This window comes from Corynebacterium sp. HMSC065D07 (assembly GCF_001810695.1).
Classification (GTDB): Bacteria; Actinomycetota; Actinomycetes; order Mycobacteriales; family Mycobacteriaceae; genus Corynebacterium; species Corynebacterium hesseae.
Genome location: NZ_KV802448.1, coordinates 188,341 through 207,438 on the forward strand (window position 1 = coordinate 188,341; position 19,098 = coordinate 207,438).

Below are 19,098 nucleotides of genomic sequence, written 5' to 3' on the forward strand. Positions count from 1 at the left end.
CATGCTAGCGATGTAGACTGAGCAACCATGATTACACGTCTTTCTGAGCTTTTCCTCCGCACTCTTCGTGAGGATCCGGCTGATGCCGAAGTCCCCAGCCACAAGCTTCTCGTCCGCGCAGGCTATGTGCGCCGCGTCGCGCCGGGTGTGTACACCTGGTTGCCATTGGGACTGCGCGCCATGCGCAAGATCGAAGACGTTATCCGCCAGGAAATGAACGCCATCGGTGGCCAGGAGATGCTCTTCCCGGCGCTGCTGCCGCGCGATCCTTATGAGCAGTCGAACCGCTGGACGGAATACGGCAATAATTTGTTCAGGCTTAAGGATCGCAAGGGTGCGGACATGCTGCTGGGCCCGACCCATGAGGAGATGTTCGCCACTGCGGTGAAGGATATGTATTCCTCCTACAAGGACTTCCCGGTCACGCTGTACCAGATTCAGACGAAGTACCGCGATGAGGAACGTCCGCGCGCTGGCGTGCTGCGCGGCCGCGAATTCACCATGAAGGACTCCTACTCCTTCGACATGACGGATGAGGGGCTCGATGAGTCCTATGCCCGCCACCGCAAGGCCTACCAGAACATCTTCGACCGCCTAGAGATCGATTACGCGATCTGTAAGGCCACCTCCGGTGCGATGGGTGGCTCGGCCTCCGAGGAGTTCCTCGCCGTGTCCGAGGTGGGTGAGGATACCTTCGTTCGCGCCACGGAGGGAGACTACGCAGCCAACGTGGAAGCAGTAGTGACCCAGGCGCCGGAGGAGATTCCCTTCGACGGTCTGCCGGAGGCACAGGAGCACGAGACTCCGAAATCCGAGACCATCGAGTCCCTGGTGGAGTGGGCTAAGGGTGCTGGCATTACTGTCGACGGCCGCGAGGTCACCGCAGCGGACACCCTCAAGTGCATGATGATCAAGGTGGCTGCGCCCGCGGCCGCTGAGGAAGAGAAGAAATGGGAGCTGGCCGCCGTCCTTATTCCGGGCGACCGCGAGCTGGATGAAAAGCGCTTGGAGGCTTCGCTGGAGCCAGTCGAGTTTGAGCTCGCCGGCGAGGGCGACTTCAAGAAGAACCCCTTCTTGGTCAAGGGCTACGTTGGCCCGCGTGCCCTCAACGCTCACGACGTGAAGGTTTATGCCGACCCGCGCGTAGTTTCCGGTTCGTCGTGGATTACCGGCGCGGATGCCCCGCAGCGTCACGTCGTCGGCTTGGTGGCCGGCCGTGATTTCACCGTGGGTGAGTTCATCGAGGCCGCGGAGGTCAAGGAAGGTGACCCGGCGCCGAACGGTCAGGGCACTCTGACCCTGGAGCGCGGCATTGAGTTGGGCCACATCTTCCAGCTGGGCCGCAAGTACACCGAAGCATTCGATGTCCAGATTCTGGATGAGAATGGCAAGCGCGCCGTGCCGACCATGGGCTCCTATGGCATTGGTGTCACGCGCATGCTCGCCGTGCTGGCGGAGCAGCGCCACGATGAGAAGGGCCTCAACTGGCCAGTGGCCGTGGCCCCGTACCAGGTGCACGTGGCCGTGGCGAACAAGGACGCCGCTGCCCTCGAGGCCGGTCAGAAGCTGGTGGAGGACCTAGATCGCGCTGGCATCGAGGTGCTTTTCGACGACCGCCCCAAGGTTTCCCCGGGCGTGAAGTTCAAGGATGCGGAGCTGCTGGGTATGCCCTTTATCGCCATCCTGGGCCGCTCCTTCAAGGACGGCATCATTGAGTTGCGCATCCGTGGCGGCGAAACCCGTGAGGTCCCCGCAGACTCCATCGTGGACACCTTAACGGAGCTCATCCGCGGCTAGGTGCGTTAAGCGCGTAGGCTCGCGGGTATGAGTTCTCACCACCCCGCACTGGCATATTCAATGGCTGCAGCACTCTCTGCCATGGGAGTGCTGCATTTTGCTAAGCCGAAGCCCTTCGAGTCCATCATCCCGCCACAACTTCCAGGGTCGGCTCGCTTCTACAACTTCACCTCTGGCGCCTGGGAAGTGGTTACCGGTGCGCTCCTGGCGAACCCATCGACGCGGCCTGCAGGCGGCCTTTCAGCCCTAGCTTTGCTCGCCGCCGTGTGGCCGGCGAACTTCTACCAGGCCTACAGGGACTTAGAAAGCGGCAAGGCATCAACCGGCAAGAAGATCTACCACGCGGTGTGTCTGCCGTTGCAGATTCCGGTCATGCGCTATGCCTGGTCGCTGTACGCCGAAAAGAACGCCAAACGTCGGTAGCTCAGGAAAATCGAGCCCGCGAGGGAGGAATTAAGCTGCACTGATGCGGTGAGATTGGGCGGCTACAGAAATAAGCCAGCTTCGCCATTCAGCATTGGGTGCCGCTTGGTTGGGCGCCTCCTGTGAGGCGGCGGAGGCCCATGTCACCGTGTCACTATGCGCGACGTCGTCAAGGAACGCGCGCGCTGAGGCGGCGTCTACGGGCAGCTCACCGGAGGACGAGGTGTAGGCCGCTGCGGGCTGTGGCACTGGTCCGATTTTGGCTACTGCTTCTTGGAGTGCGAGGACGCGGCTCTCGTGCAGAGCGAGGCGCTCATCAACCAGCTCTTCGACGTCAGGTGTGACATAGGAACGAGCAAAGTCCAAGGCATACACCTGCTGGTATTCCCAGTCCAAGAGTTCGGTGGCGAGGTCAGCGTCACCCTCCGTCAGCTCCGGCACAGCGCCCGGTTCATCGGTGGAGCGGGCCTCCATTGCGATGGCTTGGGCGACGAGCAAGGGCCGAGATTCCGGGGAGACCGCGTCAAGCTGCTCCTCAGTCGATGAAGAAGCTGCGGCAAGCACGGCAGCCGCATCGGTGGCCTCGTGTGCTTCACCCTCACGATTCACTTCGCAGGAGCGCGGAACGTGTCCTTCCTCGTCGCGGCCGCAGAGGCGCTCAATTTCGGAGTAAAGCTCGTCTGCGTGCTGCGCGCGCAGGGACGCGGCATCGGGATCGAGTTTCTGCAGTGCGTGGGCGTCGGCGCTGGCATCGTGAGCCAGAGAGGTCAACGTAGGGTCTGCATGGGGGCCAAAATAATCCACGATCGCGTCGGTGGCTTGGCAGCCGCCCAGCCAGGGGGCGGCGCAGACTAAGAGGGTGGGCACAACTACTCGGCGGTTCACGCGATAGACCCTACCCGGGTGTCCTAGTCTAGAGCGCATGGCATTCCCAACACCCGCGCAACTAACCGAAATCCTGCAGCCTGTCGCCGCCGCGCGCGGCCTCGACATCGAGGACGTGAAGACCACTCGTGCAGGAAAGAAATCTCAGGTCATCATCCGTGTTGACGGTGACGAACGCCCAAGTTCCGATCTCATTGAGGAGCTCTCGCAGGAGATTTCGGCGCTCTTTGATGCACAGGAAGAGGCGGGCACCCTCAACTTTGGCGCGGGTTACACCCTGGAGGTGTCGACGCCGGGGGTGGACTTTCCGCTGAGTGCCCCGCGCCACTGGCGCCGCAACCAAGGGAGGCTCGTGGGCTACGCGCTCACCGAGGAACCTGGCACGACCCGCGTCGCCCGTATCGGAGCGCTGTCCGAGGATGAAGAATCCGTGGCGCTCATCACCACTGTGAAAAAGGAGGTGCGCTATCAGGTTGAGCGATTGGAAAATCTAAGCCGCGCAGTGGTAGAAATTGAATTTGCCCAACCTTCAGCCATGGAGCTGGAGGCGGCACAGCAGACGTTCGACTTCGCCGAGCAGAACTCGGCAACCCGAGAGGACTAACAAGTGAATATTGACCTAGAGGCACTTCGCACGATTCAGCGCGAGCGCGGCGTCCCGGTAAAGGACCTGCTCGAAGCGATTGCGGGTGCCCTTTTGTATTCCTACCTGGATCACCGTGCCGAGTCAGCCGAGACCAAGGCGGAAGGTACGAAGTCTCGCGTCGACATCGACGCCGATAGCGGTGCTGTCACCGTCGTCGTGACCGAGAGTGATCCGGAGACTGGAGAGGTCATCAGTGAATACGACGACACTCCCGACAACTTTGGGCGCATCGGCGCGCAGGCGGTCCGCGATGCCATCCTGCGTAAGCTGCGCGAGAATGAGGCGGAACGAACCTACGATTCCTATTCGGAGCTCACCGGAACGGTTGTGTCGGGCGTCGTCCAGCGCGATATTCACGCGAACAAGCGCGGCGTCGTCGTGGTGCAGCTGGGTACCGAACACGACTCGCAGGATGCTTTCCTGCTGCCCGCCGAGCAGCTGCCGGGGGAGAAGCTCGAGCATGGCGACCGCGTTAAGGCCTACGTCGTGGGCGTGAACCGCACCGGAGCCAAGGTGCAGATCACGTTGTCGCGCACTCACCCTGAGCTGGTGCGTGGCCTGTTCGAGCTGGAGGTCCCAGAGGTTGCTGATGGCTCGGTTGAGCTCATTGCTATCGCCCGCGAGGCTGGCCACCGTTCGAAGGTATCCGTGCGCGGTCACGTTAAGGGGCTCAATGCCAAGGGCGCGTGCATCGGCCCGAAGGGTTCGCGCGTGAGCAACGTGATGCGTGAACTTGGTGGTGAGAAGATTGACATCATCGATTTCAACGAAGATCCTGCCGTCTATGTGGGCAACGCTCTTGCTCCGTCAAAGGTCGTGCGCGTAGAGATCCTCGACTCGGAGGCGCAAGTGGCCAAGGTGACTGTGCCGGATTACCAGCTCTCGCTCGCAATCGGTAAGGAAGGCCAGAATGCCCGCCTCGCGGCGCGCCTGACTGGATGGAAGATTGATATTCACTCTGATGCCGCTCGCGATTAGCTTTCCGACGGGCCTGCGGTGGGATTAAAGGTTTGGCCCGTTTTCGCGTAGAGTAGACAACGGCCCACATGCAGGAATGCTGTGGCGCAGGAATAGTGGCGATACGACGTAAGGAGTTGGATGTCTCAAGGACAGCGGCTCCGCACGTGTATTGCTACGCGTCAAAAGCATCCCGACACGGAACTACTCAGGGTGGTCGCCGATAGGGACGATCCTTCAGGACGCCGTGTTGTTCCGGATCCAGGCCGCCGCCTTCCCGGGAGGGGAGCGTGGATTAGACCGGATCTGGAAGCAGTAGAGCTGGCGGAGCGAACCCGTGCCTTCAGGCGCGCGCTCCGATTGTCCACAGACGTGGACACAGGTCACGTACGTGAGTACCTCGCTGCTCAGCAGCAGGTGCAGTCGGCGGGCAATCGCCCGTGCGGCCCAGAGTTAAAAAGGAAGACCGAACACTGATGAGCGCACAACGATGAAGCAGCATCAGCGATGAAAGTCCATAGCCATTAACTAGGGGTCAAGCCGTGTTCCGCGGCCTTGGCTCCTAGAAAGATTAAAGAGGAGACAAGTGCCCGGAAAGCTACGCGTACACGAGTTGGCAAAGCAGCTCGGTGTAACCAGCAAGGAACTGCTCGCCACGCTGAAGGAACAAGGCGAGTTCGTCAAGACCGCATCCTCGACCATCGAACCGCCGGTGATCAAGAAGATGCGCGCACACTATGAAGCAAAGGGTGGCAACGACAAGCCCGCAGACAAGAACACGTCTGCAGCCACCCCTGCTTCCGCTGCCAAGAAATCTGCTGCCAAGAAGACTGCAGAGAAGAAGCCGGCAGAAAAGAAGCCAGCAGCCACACCAAAACCTGGCCCCAAGCCAGGTGGTGCCCCGAAGCCAGGTGCTGCTCCGACGCAGAGCGGCGCCCCCAAGCCGGGTGCCGCTCCCAAGCCGGGCAGTGCCCCGAAGCCGGGCGGCGCTCCAAAGCCCGGAGCACAGCGCAAGGGCGGCGAACGCGCAGTTACCCCGCGTTCTATGCCGAAGCCTGGCGGTACCCGCCGCGTGGCCAATAACCCGTTCTCCACGGGTAGCTCCAGCGATCGACCCAGCCCAGGGCCGCGCCCGGGCGGAAGCAAGGGTCAGCGCTCTGGCGGCAAGCCAGGAGATAACCGCGGCGGTAAGGGCGGCGCCCGCCCGCAGGGCGATGGCAACCGTGGTGGACGTCGTCCTTCGCCAGCGATGATGCCTTCGCATCCGAATCCGGCCAGCATGCCGTCGAAGGCCGCAGGTAGCGGCGGTGGCGGTCGCGGTCGTGGCGGCCGCGGTGGTGGCCCAGGCCACGGCGGTCCAGGCCACGGAGGTTTCCGTGGTGGACGCGGCGGACGCCGCGGTGGCACCGCTGGTGCATTCGGACGTCCCGGTGGCGCACCGCGTCGCGGCAAGAAGTCGAAGCGTCAGAAGCGCCATGAGTTTGAAGAGCAGCAGAAGCATGAGGTAGGCGGCGTACGCTTGCCTGATGGCGGCGGTAAGGTTGTTCGCCTTCGCCGCGGTGCTTCCCTGGCTGACTTCGCTGAGAAGATTGGTGCGGATCCCGCAGCATTGGTGCAGGCGCTCTTTAACCTCGGTGAGATGGTGACCGCTACGGCCTCCGTATCTGAGGACACCCTGCAGCTCTTGGGCTCGGAGATCAATTACGAGGTCCAGGTTGTCTCCCCTGAGGATGAGGACCGCGAGCTGCTCGAGTCCTTCGACCTGCAATTTGGTGAGGACGAGGGCGGCGAAGAAGCCCTTGAGAAGCGCCCGCCAGTCGTGACCGTGATGGGTCACGTTGACCACGGTAAGACCCGCCTTCTGGATACCATCCGTAAGACCAACGAAGGTGCGGGCGAGGCCGGCGGCATTACGCAGGGCATCGGTGCTTACCAAACCACGGTGGACGTTGAAGACGGTCCGCGAACCATCACCTTCTTGGATACCCCGGGTCACGAGGCGTTTACCGCCATGCGTGCCCGCGGTGCTAAGTCCACCGACTTGGCCATCCTGGTGGTTGCTGCTGATGACGGCGTGATGCCGCAGACCATCGAGGCAATCAACCACGCGAAGGCAGCGGATATCCCTGTGGTCGTCGCGGTTAACAAGATTGATAAGCCGGAAGCTTCCCCGGACAAGATTCGTGGTCAGCTCACTGAGTACGGACTTGTTCCGGAGGAGTACGGCGGCGACACGATGTTCGTGGATATTTCTGCGAAGAACAACATCAACATCGACGACCTGCTCGAGGCTGTCATCCTGACCGCGGACGCTTCCCTAGAGCTCACCGCTAACCCGGACATGGACGCGCAGGGCTCTGCCATCGAGGCTCACCTCGACCGCGGTCGAGGCCCGGTGGCTACGGTCATCATCCAGCGCGGTACGCTGCGCATCGGTGATTCCATCGTGGTCGGCGATGCCCATGGCCGCGTGCGTCGTATGCTCGATGAATTCGGTAACGATGTGGAAGAAGCCGGTCCGTCCCGCCCGGTCCAGGTGCAGGGTCTCAATGGCGTACCAGGTGCCGGCGATAACCTCTTGGTTGTTGAGGACGACCGCGTGGCTCGCCAGATTGCAGCACAGCGCGATGCCCGCAAGCGTTCCGCTCTGCAGGCGAAGGCGCGCAAGCGCGTCTCCCTCGAGGATCTGGATGCAGTGCTCAAGGAAACCTCGACGCTCAACCTCATCCTTAAGGGCGACAACGCCGGTTCCGTCGAGGCACTGGAAGACGCCCTCTTGGATATCGAGGTCGACGACGAGGTACAGCTCAACATCATCGACCGTGGTGTTGGTGCGGTGACGCAGACTAACGTCACCTTGGCTGCTGCCTCCGACGCCGTCATCATCGCCTTCAACGTCCGCGCTGAGGGTAAGGCAACTGAGGAAGCTAACGCTGAGGGCGTTGATATCCGCTACTACACGGTGATTTACCGTGCTATCGAAGAGGTCGAGGCAGCGCTGAAGGGCATGCTCAAGCCCATCTACGAGGAGCGCGACACCGGTGCAGCGGAGATCCGCGCGCTGTTCAAGTCCTCCGCGGTCGGCACCATTGCCGGTTGTATGGTTACCGAGGGCAAGGTCAAGCGCAACGGCAAGGTGCGCCTCGTGCGCGACGGAAACGTCATTACCTCCGATGCCAAGATCGAGTCCCTGCGCCACGAGAAGGATGACGCCAACGAGATTAATGCCGGCTATGAGTGCGGTATGGTTCTGTCCTACCCGGATATCCAGGTAGGCGATATCATTCAGGCCTTCGAAGAAGTCGAGGTCCCGCGCGACTAGCCGCACCTGAGTTCTTCACTCAGTAACAGAGCTCAGATACTAAAGCCCAGCCAGTAAATATTCTGGCTGGGCTTTAGTCGTTTCGGCCGAACGGCGGCGAATCGGTATCCTAGACTAGTTGCCAGTAACCGTACGCAAAGGAGCTTCACCATGGTTGATCACGCACGCGCCGCACGCATGGCTAAGCGCATTCAGACAATCGTTGCGAGTGCGATTGAACGCCAGATTAAGGATCGCCGCCTTGAACTGGTTACCATCACAGATGCCCGCGTTACGGGTGACCTGCATGATGCCACCGTGTATTACACGGTGCGCGGAACGGATATTGATTCCGAGCCGAATTTTGACCAGGCGGCCGAAGCTCTCACAAGGGCCAAGGGCCAATTGCGCAAGATCGTGGGTGATGAGCTGTCCGTTCGCTTTACCCCGACGTTGTCTTTTGAGCTCGATACCGTCCCTGAAGCCTCCGCTCACATGGAGGATGTGCTTGCACGCGCACGTGCACGCGATGCAGAACTGGCCAAGCTGAAGGAAGGCGCGAAGCCGGCTGGGGATGCGAACCCGTATAAGACCTCGGATGAGGAAGAAGACTAAGTGTCACGAACCAACTACGAAGCCGCAGTTGATGCGCTGGTCCAGGCCAGCAGCATTTGCATCATTACCCACTTGCGCCCTGACGCCGACGCCGTTGGCTCTGCGGCCGCCCTCACCTTGGCGCTTCGTCAGCGCGGTAAGCAGACCCGCACCGTGATTGGCCAGCGCCGAGACATTTCCGCCAACCTGTTTTCCATTCCCACCGTGGATGAAATCGAGTTGGTGGATGAGCTCCCGCAGGGCTATGACCTTTATGTCACTGTGGACTGCGGATCGATCGACCGGACTGGGTCGGTAGCACGGGGCATTGAGGAGATGGCGGCCGTTGGGCGCGTCCTGTGCATCGATCACCACGCTTCTAACGATGGCTTTGGTGCGATCAATGTTGTGGATCCGGTATGTGAGTCCACCACGGTGGTGTTGCTCGATATCTTAGATAGGCTGTCCATTCAGATTGATCGCGTCATCGCGCACTGTCTGTACGCCGGGCTAGTGACCGACACAGGTAACTTCCGGTGGGGCCGCCCAGCGATGCACGATATTGCCGCGCGCCTGATGCTCTATGGGCTTGATACCAAGCAGATCGCGTTGGAGCTTATGGACGCCAGCACCGCCGATGACCTGCAGATGATCGGTCGCGTCCTCTCGGGCCTCAGGATCGAAGCAGCAGGAGAGCACCGCCTCGCTGTCCTCTTCGTGCCGCATGAGGAAGTCAGTACGCACGCAGATTCCGCGATCGAGTCCTTCGTCGACTATGTCCGCGCCCTGAAAGGCACAGACATCGGGGTTGTGTTCAAGGAACAGGCCCCTGAAGTGTGGGCGGTGTCTCTGCGCTCCTCAGCAGTGAACTGTGCCGAGGTGGCCCTCACCTTTGGCGGAGGAGGCCATATTCCAGCCGCCGGCTATACCGCGCACGGCACGCCTGAGGAGGTTATTGCGCAGCTGGTAGGTGTGTTGTCTTAAATGGCTTCCGAGCAACCCGTCAAGGTTTCTGCGGCGGAAGTCTTCCGCCTTGCCGTGCCCGCTTTGGGTGTCTTAGCGGCCATGCCGCTGTATTTGCTTCTGGACACCGCGGTAGTGGGACGGTTGGGCGCGCAGGATCTGGCCTCGCTGGGGGCTGCGGCCACGATCCATTCGGTGGTCACTACCCAGCTGACCTTCTTGTCCTATGGCACAACCGCGCGTGCTTCGCGTTTGTTCGGTGCAGGCAAACGTGAGGAAGCTGTAGCCGAAGGCGTTCAGGCCACGTGGGTTGCGGTCGGCGTCGGCCTGGTCCTAGCGGTCCTTATGTGGCTCTTCGCCGGGGTCTTTGCCTCCTGGTTGACCGGCAACCCCGAAACAGCGAAGGGGACCGCACAGTGGCTGCGCATCGCCGCCATCGCGATTCCCTTTACCCTCATCACGATGGCTGGTAACGGTTGGATGCGAGGCGTACAAGACACCCGCAAGCCCTTGTATTTCACACTTGCCGGTATGATTCCTGGCGCTAGTGCAGTGCCTATTTTCGTGCACTTGTGGGGGCTGCAGGGGTCAGCCTTAGCCACGGTGTTGGGGATGGGAATCATCGCGGCATTCTTCCTCAGGGAACTGCGCCGCGAGCATACCGGCTCGTGGGAAGTCCGCTGGCGCGTCGTACGCCGGCAGCTCGTGCTGGGGCGCGATCTCATTGTGCGCTCGTTGAGTTTCCAAGTGGCCTTTTTATCCGCAGCAGCTGTGGCTTCGCGCATCGGAACCGCACAACTGGCCGCGCATCAAATCTTGATGCAGTTGTGGAACTTCTTGTCCCTTGTGCTGGATTCACTGGCAATTGCCGCCCAGGCCTTGACCGGCGCGGCACTGGGTGCAGGCTCAGCGCGCTACGCCCGCACGGTGGGTACTAAGGTGACGCTCTATTCGACGTCCTTCTCCCTTGGACTTGCTGTGATTCTTGCGCTTGGTTCCGGGATCATCCCGCGGATCTTCACCACGAGCCCGGAAGTCCTCGAGGTGATCTCCGGACCTTGGTGGGTTATGACTTTCCTCGTCATCATCGGCGGGGTGGTCTTCGCCTTGGACGGCGTTCTCCTCGGCGCTGGGGATGCAGCTTTTCTTCGCACGCTGACCTTGGCGGCGGTACTTCTAGGCTTCCTTCCCGGCGTCTGGTTGGCTTTTGCTCTTGGCACCGGGCTTAGCGGAGTATGGGGCGGGATCGCCGCGTTCATCTTCATCCGCATGGTAGGCGTCGTCTGGCGCTTTCGCTCGATGCGGTGGGCGCGGGTCTAAGCCTGTGGTAGAAGTAGAGGGAATGTTCGTGTGAAGGAGGCATTATGACCACTCTGTGGGCCGTCTCCGATCTCCACGCGGCGGTGCGAGTCAACGGTGAGCGCATCGATGAACTCGTACCGCCGAATCCCCATGACTGGTTGATCGTCGCAGGGGACGTCGCCGAGCGCATTGACCTAGTGATCAACACCTTGGCGCGGCTGAAGAACCGCTATGCCACCGTCATTTGGGTGCCCGGCAACCATGAGCTGTTTTCTCGGGGACAGGACGCATTTAAGGGGCGCGCAAAATACGACCGGCTTGTTGAAGGCTGCCGTGAGATCGGCGTGATTACCCCAGAGGATCCTTATCCGGTCTTCGGAGGGGTGACCGTCGTCCCGCTGTTTACGCTGTACGATTACAGCTTTCGCCCGCCGGGGACCACGGTCGAACAAGAGCTTGCGAGCGCAAAGCAAAAGCAAATCGTCATGACCGATGAATTCGCCATTGCCCCCTTCGTCGATGTGCGTGCTTGGTGCTGGGACCGGCTGGCCTATTCAATTAAGCGCCTGTCCCGGGTGGAAGGGGAGACCGTCCTCATCAATCACTGGCCATTGGTCCAGGAGCCGACCCTCTACTTGCGCTGGCCCGAAGTGGCCTTGTGGTGCGGTACCCGCCACACGCGTTCGTGGCCGCGGCGCTACAACGCCAAAGCCGTGGTCTATGGGCATCTTCACATGCCAAACCGAGCCAATATCGACGGTGTGGACCACATCGAGGTTTCGCTAGGGTATCCGCGTGAATGGCAGGCACACGGTGGCCTCCAGCAGTGGCCGTATCCGGTGCTCACCATCGATGAGACGACGGGGAGGGCCGAGCATGCTTGAGCCTTCCCTCTTCCCAGAGTCTGCGCGCTACTGCTACGTGCGCACGGATGAGTCGATGACTAATCTCCTCAATTTCCATCACCTATCCCCTGAGGAGCGCGCTGTGGTCTCGCAGGCCGTGGACGTCCGCAAGTCGGAATTTGGGGATGCCCGCTGGTGCGCTCACCGCGCGCTGAAGGAGCTTAATTACACCGGCGAGGAACCTATTCTGCGCGGTGAGCGGGGCATGCCGCTGTGGCCGGAAGGCTACACGGGATCGATGACGCACACCGAGGGGTTGCGCGCAGCGGTGGCAGCGCCCACCACACACGTGCGCTCGATGGGACTCGACGCCGAGCCAGCGGAGCCCTTGCCGGAACACGTGTTGACGATGATCGCCCGGCCAGGGGAGATGCCGCAGTTGTCCTGCCTCCGCGCGGCGGGCATCTCCTGCCCGGACCGCCTGTTGTTTTGTGCGAAGGAAGCCACCTACAAGACGTGGTTCCCCATGACGCGGCGGTGGCTCGATTTCGATCAGGCCGAAATTGACTTGCGCCTCGACGGAACTTTAGTCTCCTACCTCCTAGCGCGACCAACCCCGGTGCCGTTCATTACCGGCCACTGGATTATTCGGGACGGCTATGTCATCGTCTCTGCCGCCGTCCCGGCGCTCAACTTTGAGAACTAAAGAGTGGAGGGGCGAGCGACAAAAACTGTGGCCAGGCGCTTGCCCATTTCTTTGATTAGGGCGACGGATCGGCCCTGGGGGTCGACGGCCGCGTAGGTGCCTTTCAACCCACGCGGCTCCAGCCACTTACCCATGGCCAAGGCCTGAGCCTCGTCATCGGTGACCTCCAAGACCGGATAGCTACGAGCGAGCGCCTGGTCGAGGCTCAAGGACAGCTTCGGGGAGGTCTCGAGGGTGTCGAGGGGGAGGGCGTCGTCAAGCGTAAAAGGCCCTACCTCCGTGCGGCGCAGCGCGGTGAGATGCCCGCCGACGCCGAGCGCTTCCCCCAAATCCCGAGCCAGCGAGCGGATGTAGGTGCCCGAAGAACAGGCCACCGACACGTCCAGATCAATGAACGATCCGGTGCGCCGCGTATCGAGGATATCGAAGCGGCTGACCGTGACCGGGCGAGCTGGAATCTCAACCTCTTCGCCCGCCCGCACCCGTTCGTGGGCACGCTTGCCATCGATTTTGATCGCGGACACCGCTGCCGGACGCTGCATAATATCGCCGGTCAAGGCAGCAACTTCCTGCGCAATGGCTGAATCTTCCACAGCGGTTGCCGGTTCGCCCCACGTGCTTTCCCCCTCCGCGTCGTCGGTGTGGGTCGCCATGCCGAGGCGAATCGTGGCCTCGTAGGCCTTGGTGGAGGCCACCATGTGGGCGAGGAATTTCGTGCCGCGCTCAATGCCAACGACGAGCACCCCCGTGGCCATGGGATCTAGCGTGCCTGCGTGCCCCACCTTGCGGGTGTGGAAGAAGCGCCGCAGTTTTCCCACGACATCGTGCGAGGTCATGCCGGCGGGCTTGTCGACGACCACGAGGCCAGAACGTTCGAGCGGATCAGTCATGCCCTGCAGTCTAGGGCACCGTCTGCTGTGGGATAGCATGGTGCCCGTGGATATTTGGTACGGAATCGATAGCATCCCCGCTGACCTCGGTCCGACGTCGGTGACAATTGGCGTCTTCGACGGCCTGCACCGCGGCCACCAGCAGCTCGTGACGAAGGCCGTCGAGCACGCGCGCGAACACGGTCATAGTGCGGTCATGGTGACCTTCGATCCGCACCCAGTTTCGGTGTTCCTTCCGGAGCGCGCGCCGTTGTCCGTCATTACATTTGAGCGCCGCATGCAACTGGCGGAAGAAATGGGCATCGAGGCCGTGCTCGTCATCGATTTCACGGAGGAGCTCCGGGGCGTCGAGCCGCGCGAATACGTGACAGACCTCCTTGTGGGGCGCTTGCATGCGGAACACGTCGTGGTGGGGGAGAACTTCACCTTTGGCGCGGGCGCGGCTGGTACGGCGGCGGCGCTGGCGGAGTTCGGAGCCGAGTTCGGCTTCGGCGTTGACATCGTGCCCTTGCTTGACGACGACGGCGAGCGCATCTGCTCCACCAACATCCGCGCCGCTCTTGCCAAGGGCGATATTGCACGCGCGAATTGGGCGCTGGGCCGTCATTTCACGGTGACTGGGCCCGTCGTGCGCGGTGCAGGACGCGGCGGAAAGGAACTTGGTTTCCCGACCGCCAACCAGTACTTCCCGGAATCCGTTGCCATCCCAGCCGATGGCGTCTACGCGGGCTGGTTCGTGGTCGAACCCACCGGCGCCCCTTTGGAAGGAGACATGGAGGCCGGCGTTCCTTATCCAGCGGCCATTTCGGTGGGCACGAACCCCACCTTCGGCGACGAAGAGCGCTCTGTGGAGTCCTTCGTGCTGGACCGCGACGCCGACCTCTACGGCCACGAGGCCACCGTGCATTTTGTCGATCACGTGCGCGACATGGAGAAATTCAACTCCGTTGGGGAGCTCCTAGCTGCTATGGAGCGCGACGTCGCCCGAGTTCGTGAGATTCTTGCCCGTGAGGCCTAAATGAAGATCATCCTCGACCTCGACACAGGAATCGACGACGCCCTCGCGCTCGCCTATGCCGTTGCGCACCCTGACCTCGAGCTGATCGGGGTCACCGGCACCTATGGCAACGTGCCGGTGGCCTTGGGAGTGCGCAACTCGCTGGCGTTGCTCGAGCTTCTCGACGCCTCGGACGTCCCCGTCTTTTCCGGCCCGACCCGGCCAGGCTTTAACGTGGCTCCCATTTCGGCGTTTATCCATGGGCGCAACGGACTCGGCGAGGTTCTCTTGCCACCGCCGCGCCGCAAGGCATACGAGGATGCGGTGGGCTTTCTTGTCCGTTCGGTCCGCGAGCATGGCGAGGACCTGGTTATAGTGCCGACGGGGCCGTCGACAAGCATTGCGGCCGCCATGCGCGAGGACCCGGACTTTGCCCGCAACGCCCGCATCGTGATGATGGGCGGCGCGTTGACCGTACCCGGAAACGTCACTCCTTATGCCGAGGCCAACGTCTTCCAAGATCCCCAAGCCACGGACTATGTCTTCCACCATGCACAGAACCTCACGATGGTGGGGCTCGATGTCACGTTGCGCACGTTGCTCACCAGGGAGCATACGAAGCAGTGGCGAGGCACGCGGACGGGCCGGATCTACGCGGACATCGTGGACTACTACATCCGCGCCTATAAAACGACGTCTCCGCATCTCGGCGGTTGTGGGCTCCACGATCCCTTGGCGGTGGCAGTGGCAGCGGATCCTTCGCTGGTTACATGCCTCGACCTCAATCTGCGGTGTGGGGAGAACGGGCGCACCATCGGTGACCCTGAGCGCCTCGAGAATCCCACCACCCGCGTGGCCGTTGCTGTCGACGACGCGCGCTTCGTCGAGGATTTGATGTCGAAGCTGGGCAGCCTCTATACTTCTACTTCGGCTTGCTGACTGCGGTCCGCAGTAGTCACGGGCAGCGCCTTTCAGGCGCAACATTTCATGTGGACTGAAATACAATAGGAGATTTTTCCATGGCTTTGAGCACCGAGAAGAAGGCTGAAATCCTCAAGGAGTACGGCCTGCACGAGACCGACACCGGTTCCCCGGAGGCACAGGTTGCGCTGCTGACTTCCCGCATCAACAACCTCACCGAGCACCTCAAGGACCACAAGCACGATCACCACTCCCGTCGTGGTCTGCTGCTCATGGTTGGTCGCCGTCGTGGCCTGCTGAAGTACCTGGCCGCTAACGACGTTGACCGTTACCGCGACCTGATTTCTCGCCTGGGTCTGCGCCGCTAAGCGCTCGACTTTTTAGCCCCCGCACCAAGTGTGCGGGGGTTTTCTTGTCCCTTCTGCTAAAATCCTTGGGCGTTGTCAGAAAACATCGAAGAAGAGGCGGCACCGAAGATCGCCATGACAGCTCCAAGGAGAGTTTCATACATGAGCGCTAAGAACGCTAAGAATCAAACGAACAACTCCGTCGAGTTCGCAATCGACGAGGACTACGGCATTACCGAGGCCATCGCCACCCTGGATAACGGCGATTTCGGCACCCGTACTATCCGTTTTGAGACGGGCCAGCTTGCCCGACAGGCTGGTGGCTCCGTGACCACCTACCTGGACGAGGACACCATGCTGCTGTCCACGACCACCGCTTCCAACCAGCCGCGTGAGGGCTTCGACTTCTTCCCGCTGACCGTGGATGTGGAAGAGCGCATGTACGCCGCGGGTAAGATCCCGGGCTCCTTCTTCCGCCGCGAGGGCCGTCCTTCCACCGAAGCTATCCTGGCCTGCCGCCTCATCGACCGCCCGCTGCGTCCGACCTTCGTGAAGGGTTTGCGCAACGAGGTTCAGGTCGTTGTCACGGTCCTCTCCATGGACCCGGAGGAGTACTACGACGTCGTTGCCATCAACGGTGCTTCTGCCTCCACTCAGCTCTCCGGTCTGCCGGTTTCTGGCCCGGTGGGTGGCGTGCGCATGGCGCTGATTGCCGATGACAAGCACCCGAAGGGACAGTGGGTGGCCTTCCCGAACAACGAGCAGCACGAGCGTGCTCTCTTCGAGATGGTCGTTGCCGGCCGCATCGTGAAGAAGGGCCGCAAGGACGACGTCGCCATCATGATGGTGGAGGCGGGTGCCGGCGTGAACGTGGCCGAGCGCATCAAGGAAGGTGCCCCGGCTCCGCAGGAATCCACCGTGGCTGAGGGCCTTGAGGCTGCCAAGCCTTTCATTAAGACCCTGTGCGAAGCGCAGGCAGGCCTGGCCGAGCGCGCCGCCAAGGAGACCCAGGAATTCCCGCTCTTCCCGGCCTATGGTGATGATGTTTACGCTGCTGTCGAAAAGGCTGCCTCCAAGAAGCTGGAGAAGCTGCTTACCATCCCGGGCAAGCAGGACCGCGACGATGCTACCAATGACTACATGGAGCAGGTTGAGGCACAGCTCATCGAGGACTTTGATGACCTTGACGAGGCCGATGCCTCCAAGCAGATTCGCAACGCATTCAATGCCGTGATGAAGGCCATCGTCCGCAACAAGATCCTCACTGAAGGATTCCGCATCGATGGCCGCGGCGTCACCGATATCCGCGACCTCGGCGTTGAGGTCGATCTCGTTCCGCGCGCCCATGGTTCCTCCCTCTTTGAGCGTGGCGAGACCCAGATTCTGGGTGTGACCACCCTGGACATGCTGAAGATGGAGCAGCAGATCGACTCCCTGACCCCAGTGGAGTCCAAGCGCTACATGCACCACTACAACTTCCCGCCGTATTCCACCGGTGAGACCGGCCGTGTGGGCTCCCCGAAGCGCCGCGAAATCGGCCACGGTGCTCTGGCTGAGCGTGCCTTGCTGCCGGTTATCCCGTCCCGCGAGGATTTCCCTTATGCCATCCGCCAGGTTTCTGAGGCCCTCGGCTCCAACGGTTCCACCTCCATGGGTTCCGTCTGTGCATCCACCCTGTCCCTCTACAACGCGGGCGTTCCGCTGAAGGCACCGGTGGCAGGTATCGCCATGGGCCTTGTTTCCGGTGAGGTCAATGGCAAGGAAAAGTTCGTGGCGCTCACCGATATTCTCGGCGCTGAGGACGCTTTCGGCGATATGGACTTCAAGGTCGCCGGCACCTCCGAGTTCATCACTGCACTGCAGCTGGATACCAAATTGGACGGCATTCCTTCGCACGTGCTTGCCGACGCCCTCGAGCAAGCCCGCGACGCCCGTGCCGCCATCCTTGACACCATGGCTGAGGTCATCGAAGGCCCTGATGAGATGTCTGGCCTGGCTCCGCGCATTACCTCTGTGACCATTCCGGTGAACAAGATTGGTGAGCTCATTGGCCCGAAGGGCAAGACCATCAACGCCATCACCGAGGAGACCGGTGCCGATGTCTCCATTGAGGAAGACGGCACGGTGTATATCTCTGCCGCTACCGGCGAAGCCGCTGAGGCAGCCATTGAGCGAGTAAATGGCATCGCTAACCCGCAGCTACCCAAGGTTGGCGAGCGTTTCCTTGGCACCGTAGTTAAGACCGTGGCCTTTGGTGCCTTCGTCTCCCTGACCCCGGGCCGCGATGGCTTGGTGCACATCTCGAAGCTGGGCGGCGACGAGCGCATCGAAAAGGTCGAGGACGTCGTCAACGTTGGTGACAAGATCCAGGTTGAAATCGCGGACATTGATAACCGCGGCAAGATTTCCCTGGTTCCGGTTGAGGAGGACTAATCCTCAGATCGCCTAGGAACTACTAGGACGAGGGCCCTGCCACCCAGCTCTTAAGTAGCTGAGGCAGGGCCCTTAGCGTTGCTGCGGCCGCTATTCTTGGAAATCGAGTACCAAGCGCTAGGGGTGCTCAAGGAAAGTCGCCGAATACGGCGTCTTCTTGTTCAGGCCAATGACCAGTTGGGTTTGTGCCTCGAATGAGGTGGTGTATACGACTTCGCTCACCACGCCGGCACCAGGTGTATTTCCCGGCTTCATATATTTTTCTTCAAGCTGGGGAGTGGAAGGCCACGGGGTGCCTTCGATTCCCAGGTTGAGAAAAGCGCTTCCTTAAAAGCAGCGGCATTGGCTACCTGCCGGGAAGGAGGTGCTTGCGTGTCACTGGACTGCTGCGGTGCATCGGCGGTGCCTGTGCTCGACGGAATCGTGCTGACCAGCGGCGCCGGTAAAGTATCCGCGACGCGATCCGCGCATCCGCCCAGCGGCATGATACATACAGCGGTGATGATTGCGACGATGGAAGCGGAAGAAACTAGGCGCGACAATTTCGCTATCTCTTAAGCTGTACCAGTTGGATGAGGTTTCCTACGGTGTCATCGAAGACAGCGATGATAGAGGGGCCGACGTCGGTGGGCTCCATAGTGAAATCCACGCCCTTTTCAGTGAGCTCCCTATATTCCTTCTCCACGTCTGCGGACAAGAACTGGGTGGCAGGAATGCCATCGGCCTTGAGCGCTGCTGCGTAGTCCTTGGACGCCGGGTGGGCCTTTGGCTCGAGGAGGGGCTCCGTATTTCCCTGACCTTCAGCATTGGTCACCGTGAGCCATCGAAAGTCTCCGTGGGTCACATCGACCTTGACTCGAAAGCCGAGCGTATTGACATAGAAGTCGTGCGCGCGAGCAACGTCATCGACAGGTACTGAAGCAATGTAGATCTGCATTCGCCCCATATAAACGAGCATGACGAAACCACGCCGACGGCCCTGCCTGCAGCAGGGGAGACCTGACTAGGGCTGAGTGATACAGTCGTCGTTCTTTTCGACGGTGGGTGTGTTCTTGGGTTCTTGTCCTTTCGGTTGTTTGGAGTGGTGTCGT

Annotated in this window: 20 protein-coding genes; 16 read left to right on the forward strand and 4 right to left on the reverse strand. The window is 61.2% G+C overall.

The window, feature by feature from the left end; genetic code table 11:
* The first annotated feature begins 27 nt into the window (after positions 1-27).
* Both HMPREF2760_RS06570 and HMPREF2760_RS06575 read left to right on the forward strand, forming a co-directional pair.
* Positions 28-1,797, forward strand: a complete 1,770-nt coding sequence (locus HMPREF2760_RS06570; protein WP_070533134.1) for a proline--tRNA ligase — start codon at positions 28-30, stop codon at positions 1,795-1,797.
* Positions 1,798-1,824: 27 nt separating this feature from the next.
* Positions 1,825-2,220, forward strand: a complete 396-nt coding sequence (locus HMPREF2760_RS06575) for a DoxX family protein (RefSeq protein ID WP_070596913.1) — start codon at positions 1,825-1,827, stop codon at positions 2,218-2,220.
* A gap of 30 nt (positions 2,221-2,250) precedes the next feature.
* Here HMPREF2760_RS06575 and HMPREF2760_RS06580 read toward each other — a convergent pair whose 3' ends face one another.
* Complete coding sequence (locus tag HMPREF2760_RS06580; protein ID WP_070533131.1) at positions 2,251-3,105, reverse strand: hypothetical protein; 855 nt, start codon at positions 3,103-3,105, stop codon at positions 2,251-2,253.
* A gap of 37 nt (positions 3,106-3,142) precedes the next feature.
* Here HMPREF2760_RS06580 and rimP point away from each other — a divergent pair, with 37 nt between their 5' ends.
* From rimP to HMPREF2760_RS06620, 9 genes are all read left to right on the forward strand, one after another.
* Positions 3,143-3,709 carry a ribosome maturation factor RimP gene (rimP, locus tag HMPREF2760_RS06585; RefSeq protein ID WP_070533129.1) on the forward strand — a complete coding sequence of 189 codons (567 nt, stop codon included), beginning with the start codon at positions 3,143-3,145 and terminating at the stop codon, positions 3,707-3,709.
* Between the two features lie 3 nt (positions 3,710-3,712).
* Positions 3,713-4,729, forward strand: coding sequence for a transcription termination factor NusA (gene nusA, locus HMPREF2760_RS06590; protein WP_070533127.1), 1,017 nt, complete (start codon positions 3,713-3,715; stop codon positions 4,727-4,729).
* A gap of 120 nt (positions 4,730-4,849) precedes the next feature.
* Positions 4,850-5,185 (forward strand): YlxR family protein, encoded by a 336-nt coding sequence (locus HMPREF2760_RS12540; RefSeq protein WP_083304493.1) that lies wholly within the window; start codon positions 4,850-4,852, stop codon positions 5,183-5,185.
* A 109-nt stretch (positions 5,186-5,294) separates the two neighbouring features.
* Positions 5,295-8,030 (forward strand): translation initiation factor IF-2, encoded by a 2,736-nt coding sequence (gene infB / locus HMPREF2760_RS06595; protein ID WP_070596914.1) that lies wholly within the window; start codon positions 5,295-5,297, stop codon positions 8,028-8,030.
* 150 nt (positions 8,031-8,180) lie between these two features.
* Positions 8,181-8,624, forward strand: coding sequence for a 30S ribosome-binding factor RbfA (gene rbfA / locus HMPREF2760_RS06600; protein ID WP_070520108.1), 444 nt, complete (start codon positions 8,181-8,183; stop codon positions 8,622-8,624).
* Entirely contained in the window at positions 8,625-9,587 is a 963-nt protein-coding gene (locus HMPREF2760_RS06605; RefSeq protein WP_070520110.1) for a DHH family phosphoesterase, read from the forward strand. It begins immediately after the preceding gene.
* Positions 9,588-10,886: an MATE family efflux transporter gene (locus HMPREF2760_RS06610; RefSeq protein ID WP_070596915.1), complete on the forward strand. Its 1,299-nt coding sequence runs from the start codon at positions 9,588-9,590 to the stop codon at positions 10,884-10,886.
* A 44-nt stretch (positions 10,887-10,930) separates the two neighbouring features.
* Positions 10,931-11,752, forward strand: coding sequence for a metallophosphoesterase family protein (locus tag HMPREF2760_RS06615; protein ID WP_070520114.1), 822 nt, complete (start codon positions 10,931-10,933; stop codon positions 11,750-11,752).
* A complete protein-coding gene (locus HMPREF2760_RS06620) occupies positions 11,745-12,419 on the forward strand; it encodes a 4'-phosphopantetheinyl transferase family protein (protein WP_070596916.1) in 675 nt (224 codons plus the stop codon). The genes HMPREF2760_RS06615 and HMPREF2760_RS06620 overlap by 8 nt, the downstream gene beginning before the upstream one ends.
* Here HMPREF2760_RS06620 and truB read toward each other — a convergent pair.
* On the reverse strand, positions 12,416-13,309 hold the full coding sequence (gene truB / locus HMPREF2760_RS06625) for a tRNA pseudouridine(55) synthase TruB (protein ID WP_070596917.1): 894 nt from the start codon (positions 13,307-13,309) through the stop codon (positions 12,416-12,418). The two genes, HMPREF2760_RS06620 and truB, sit on opposite strands and share 4 nt — an antisense overlap.
* A gap of 37 nt (positions 13,310-13,346) precedes the next feature.
* Here truB and HMPREF2760_RS06630 point away from each other — a divergent pair, with 37 nt between their 5' ends.
* The 4 genes from HMPREF2760_RS06630 to HMPREF2760_RS06645 all read left to right on the forward strand — a co-directional run bounded on the left by HMPREF2760_RS06630 (position 13,347) and on the right by HMPREF2760_RS06645 (position 18,007).
* Complete coding sequence (locus tag HMPREF2760_RS06630; RefSeq protein ID WP_070596918.1) at positions 13,347-14,327, forward strand: bifunctional riboflavin kinase/FAD synthetase; 981 nt, start codon at positions 13,347-13,349, stop codon at positions 14,325-14,327.
* Positions 14,328-15,245: a nucleoside hydrolase gene (locus HMPREF2760_RS06635; RefSeq protein WP_070596919.1), complete on the forward strand. Its 918-nt coding sequence runs from the start codon at positions 14,328-14,330 to the stop codon at positions 15,243-15,245.
* 80 nt (positions 15,246-15,325) lie between these two features.
* Positions 15,326-15,595, forward strand: coding sequence for a 30S ribosomal protein S15 (rpsO, locus tag HMPREF2760_RS06640; RefSeq protein ID WP_010190317.1), 270 nt, complete (start codon positions 15,326-15,328; stop codon positions 15,593-15,595).
* Between the two features lie 141 nt (positions 15,596-15,736).
* The gene (locus HMPREF2760_RS06645) at positions 15,737-18,007 is read left to right on the forward strand and encodes a polyribonucleotide nucleotidyltransferase (RefSeq protein ID WP_070520124.1); all 2,271 of its coding nucleotides are present in this window, start codon (positions 15,737-15,739) and stop codon (positions 18,005-18,007) included.
* Between the two features lie 117 nt (positions 18,008-18,124).
* Here HMPREF2760_RS06645 and HMPREF2760_RS12545 read toward each other — a convergent pair whose 3' ends face one another.
* Complete coding sequence (locus tag HMPREF2760_RS12545) at positions 18,125-18,262, reverse strand: AMIN-like domain-containing (lipo)protein (protein ID WP_230310862.1); 138 nt, start codon at positions 18,260-18,262, stop codon at positions 18,125-18,127.
* A 117-nt stretch (positions 18,263-18,379) separates the two neighbouring features.
* Here HMPREF2760_RS12545 and HMPREF2760_RS12740 point away from each other — a divergent pair, with 117 nt between their 5' ends.
* A complete protein-coding gene (locus HMPREF2760_RS12740) occupies positions 18,380-18,565 on the forward strand; it encodes a hypothetical protein (protein WP_141752575.1) in 186 nt (61 codons plus the stop codon).
* On the opposite strand, the gene HMPREF2760_RS06650 is transcribed toward HMPREF2760_RS12740, so the two are convergent.
* Positions 18,555-18,944: a VOC family protein gene (locus HMPREF2760_RS06650; RefSeq protein ID WP_070520126.1), complete on the reverse strand. Its 390-nt coding sequence runs from the start codon at positions 18,942-18,944 to the stop codon at positions 18,555-18,557. The genes HMPREF2760_RS12740 and HMPREF2760_RS06650 overlap by 11 nt on opposite strands.
* Positions 18,945-19,098: the final 154 nt, after the last annotated feature.

Bases quoted from the DNA above. Each gene is read 5' to 3' on its own strand.
- HMPREF2760_RS06650 (WP_070520126.1), bottom strand. From the start codon at position 18,944: ATGCAGATCTACATTGCTTCAGTACCTGTCGATGACGTTGCTCGCGCG.
- HMPREF2760_RS12545 (WP_230310862.1), bottom strand. From the start codon at position 18,262: ATGAAGCCGGGAAATACACCTGGTGCCGGCGTGGTGAGCGAAGTCGTA.
- rimP (WP_070533129.1), top strand. From the start codon at position 3,143: ATGGCATTCCCAACACCCGCGCAACTAACCGAAATCCTGCAGCCTGTC.
- HMPREF2760_RS06615 (WP_070520114.1), top strand. From the start codon at position 10,931: ATGACCACTCTGTGGGCCGTCTCCGATCTCCACGCGGCGGTGCGAGTC.
- HMPREF2760_RS06575 (WP_070596913.1), top strand. From the start codon at position 1,825: ATGAGTTCTCACCACCCCGCACTGGCATATTCAATGGCTGCAGCACTC.
- HMPREF2760_RS12540 (WP_083304493.1), top strand. From the start codon at position 4,850: ATGTCTCAAGGACAGCGGCTCCGCACGTGTATTGCTACGCGTCAAAAG.
- HMPREF2760_RS06645 (WP_070520124.1), top strand. From the start codon at position 15,737: ATGAGCGCTAAGAACGCTAAGAATCAAACGAACAACTCCGTCGAGTTC.
- rpsO (WP_010190317.1), top strand. From the start codon at position 15,326: ATGGCTTTGAGCACCGAGAAGAAGGCTGAAATCCTCAAGGAGTACGGC.
- HMPREF2760_RS06570 (WP_070533134.1), top strand. From the start codon at position 28: ATGATTACACGTCTTTCTGAGCTTTTCCTCCGCACTCTTCGTGAGGAT.
- rbfA (WP_070520108.1), top strand. From the start codon at position 8,181: ATGGTTGATCACGCACGCGCCGCACGCATGGCTAAGCGCATTCAGACA.
- HMPREF2760_RS06630 (WP_070596918.1), top strand. From the start codon at position 13,347: ATGGTGCCCGTGGATATTTGGTACGGAATCGATAGCATCCCCGCTGAC.
- truB (WP_070596917.1), bottom strand. From the start codon at position 13,309: ATGACTGATCCGCTCGAACGTTCTGGCCTCGTGGTCGTCGACAAGCCC.
- HMPREF2760_RS06635 (WP_070596919.1), top strand. From the start codon at position 14,328: ATGAAGATCATCCTCGACCTCGACACAGGAATCGACGACGCCCTCGCG.
- HMPREF2760_RS06620 (WP_070596916.1), top strand. From the start codon at position 11,745: ATGCTTGAGCCTTCCCTCTTCCCAGAGTCTGCGCGCTACTGCTACGTG.
- HMPREF2760_RS06610 (WP_070596915.1), top strand. From the start codon at position 9,588: ATGGCTTCCGAGCAACCCGTCAAGGTTTCTGCGGCGGAAGTCTTCCGC.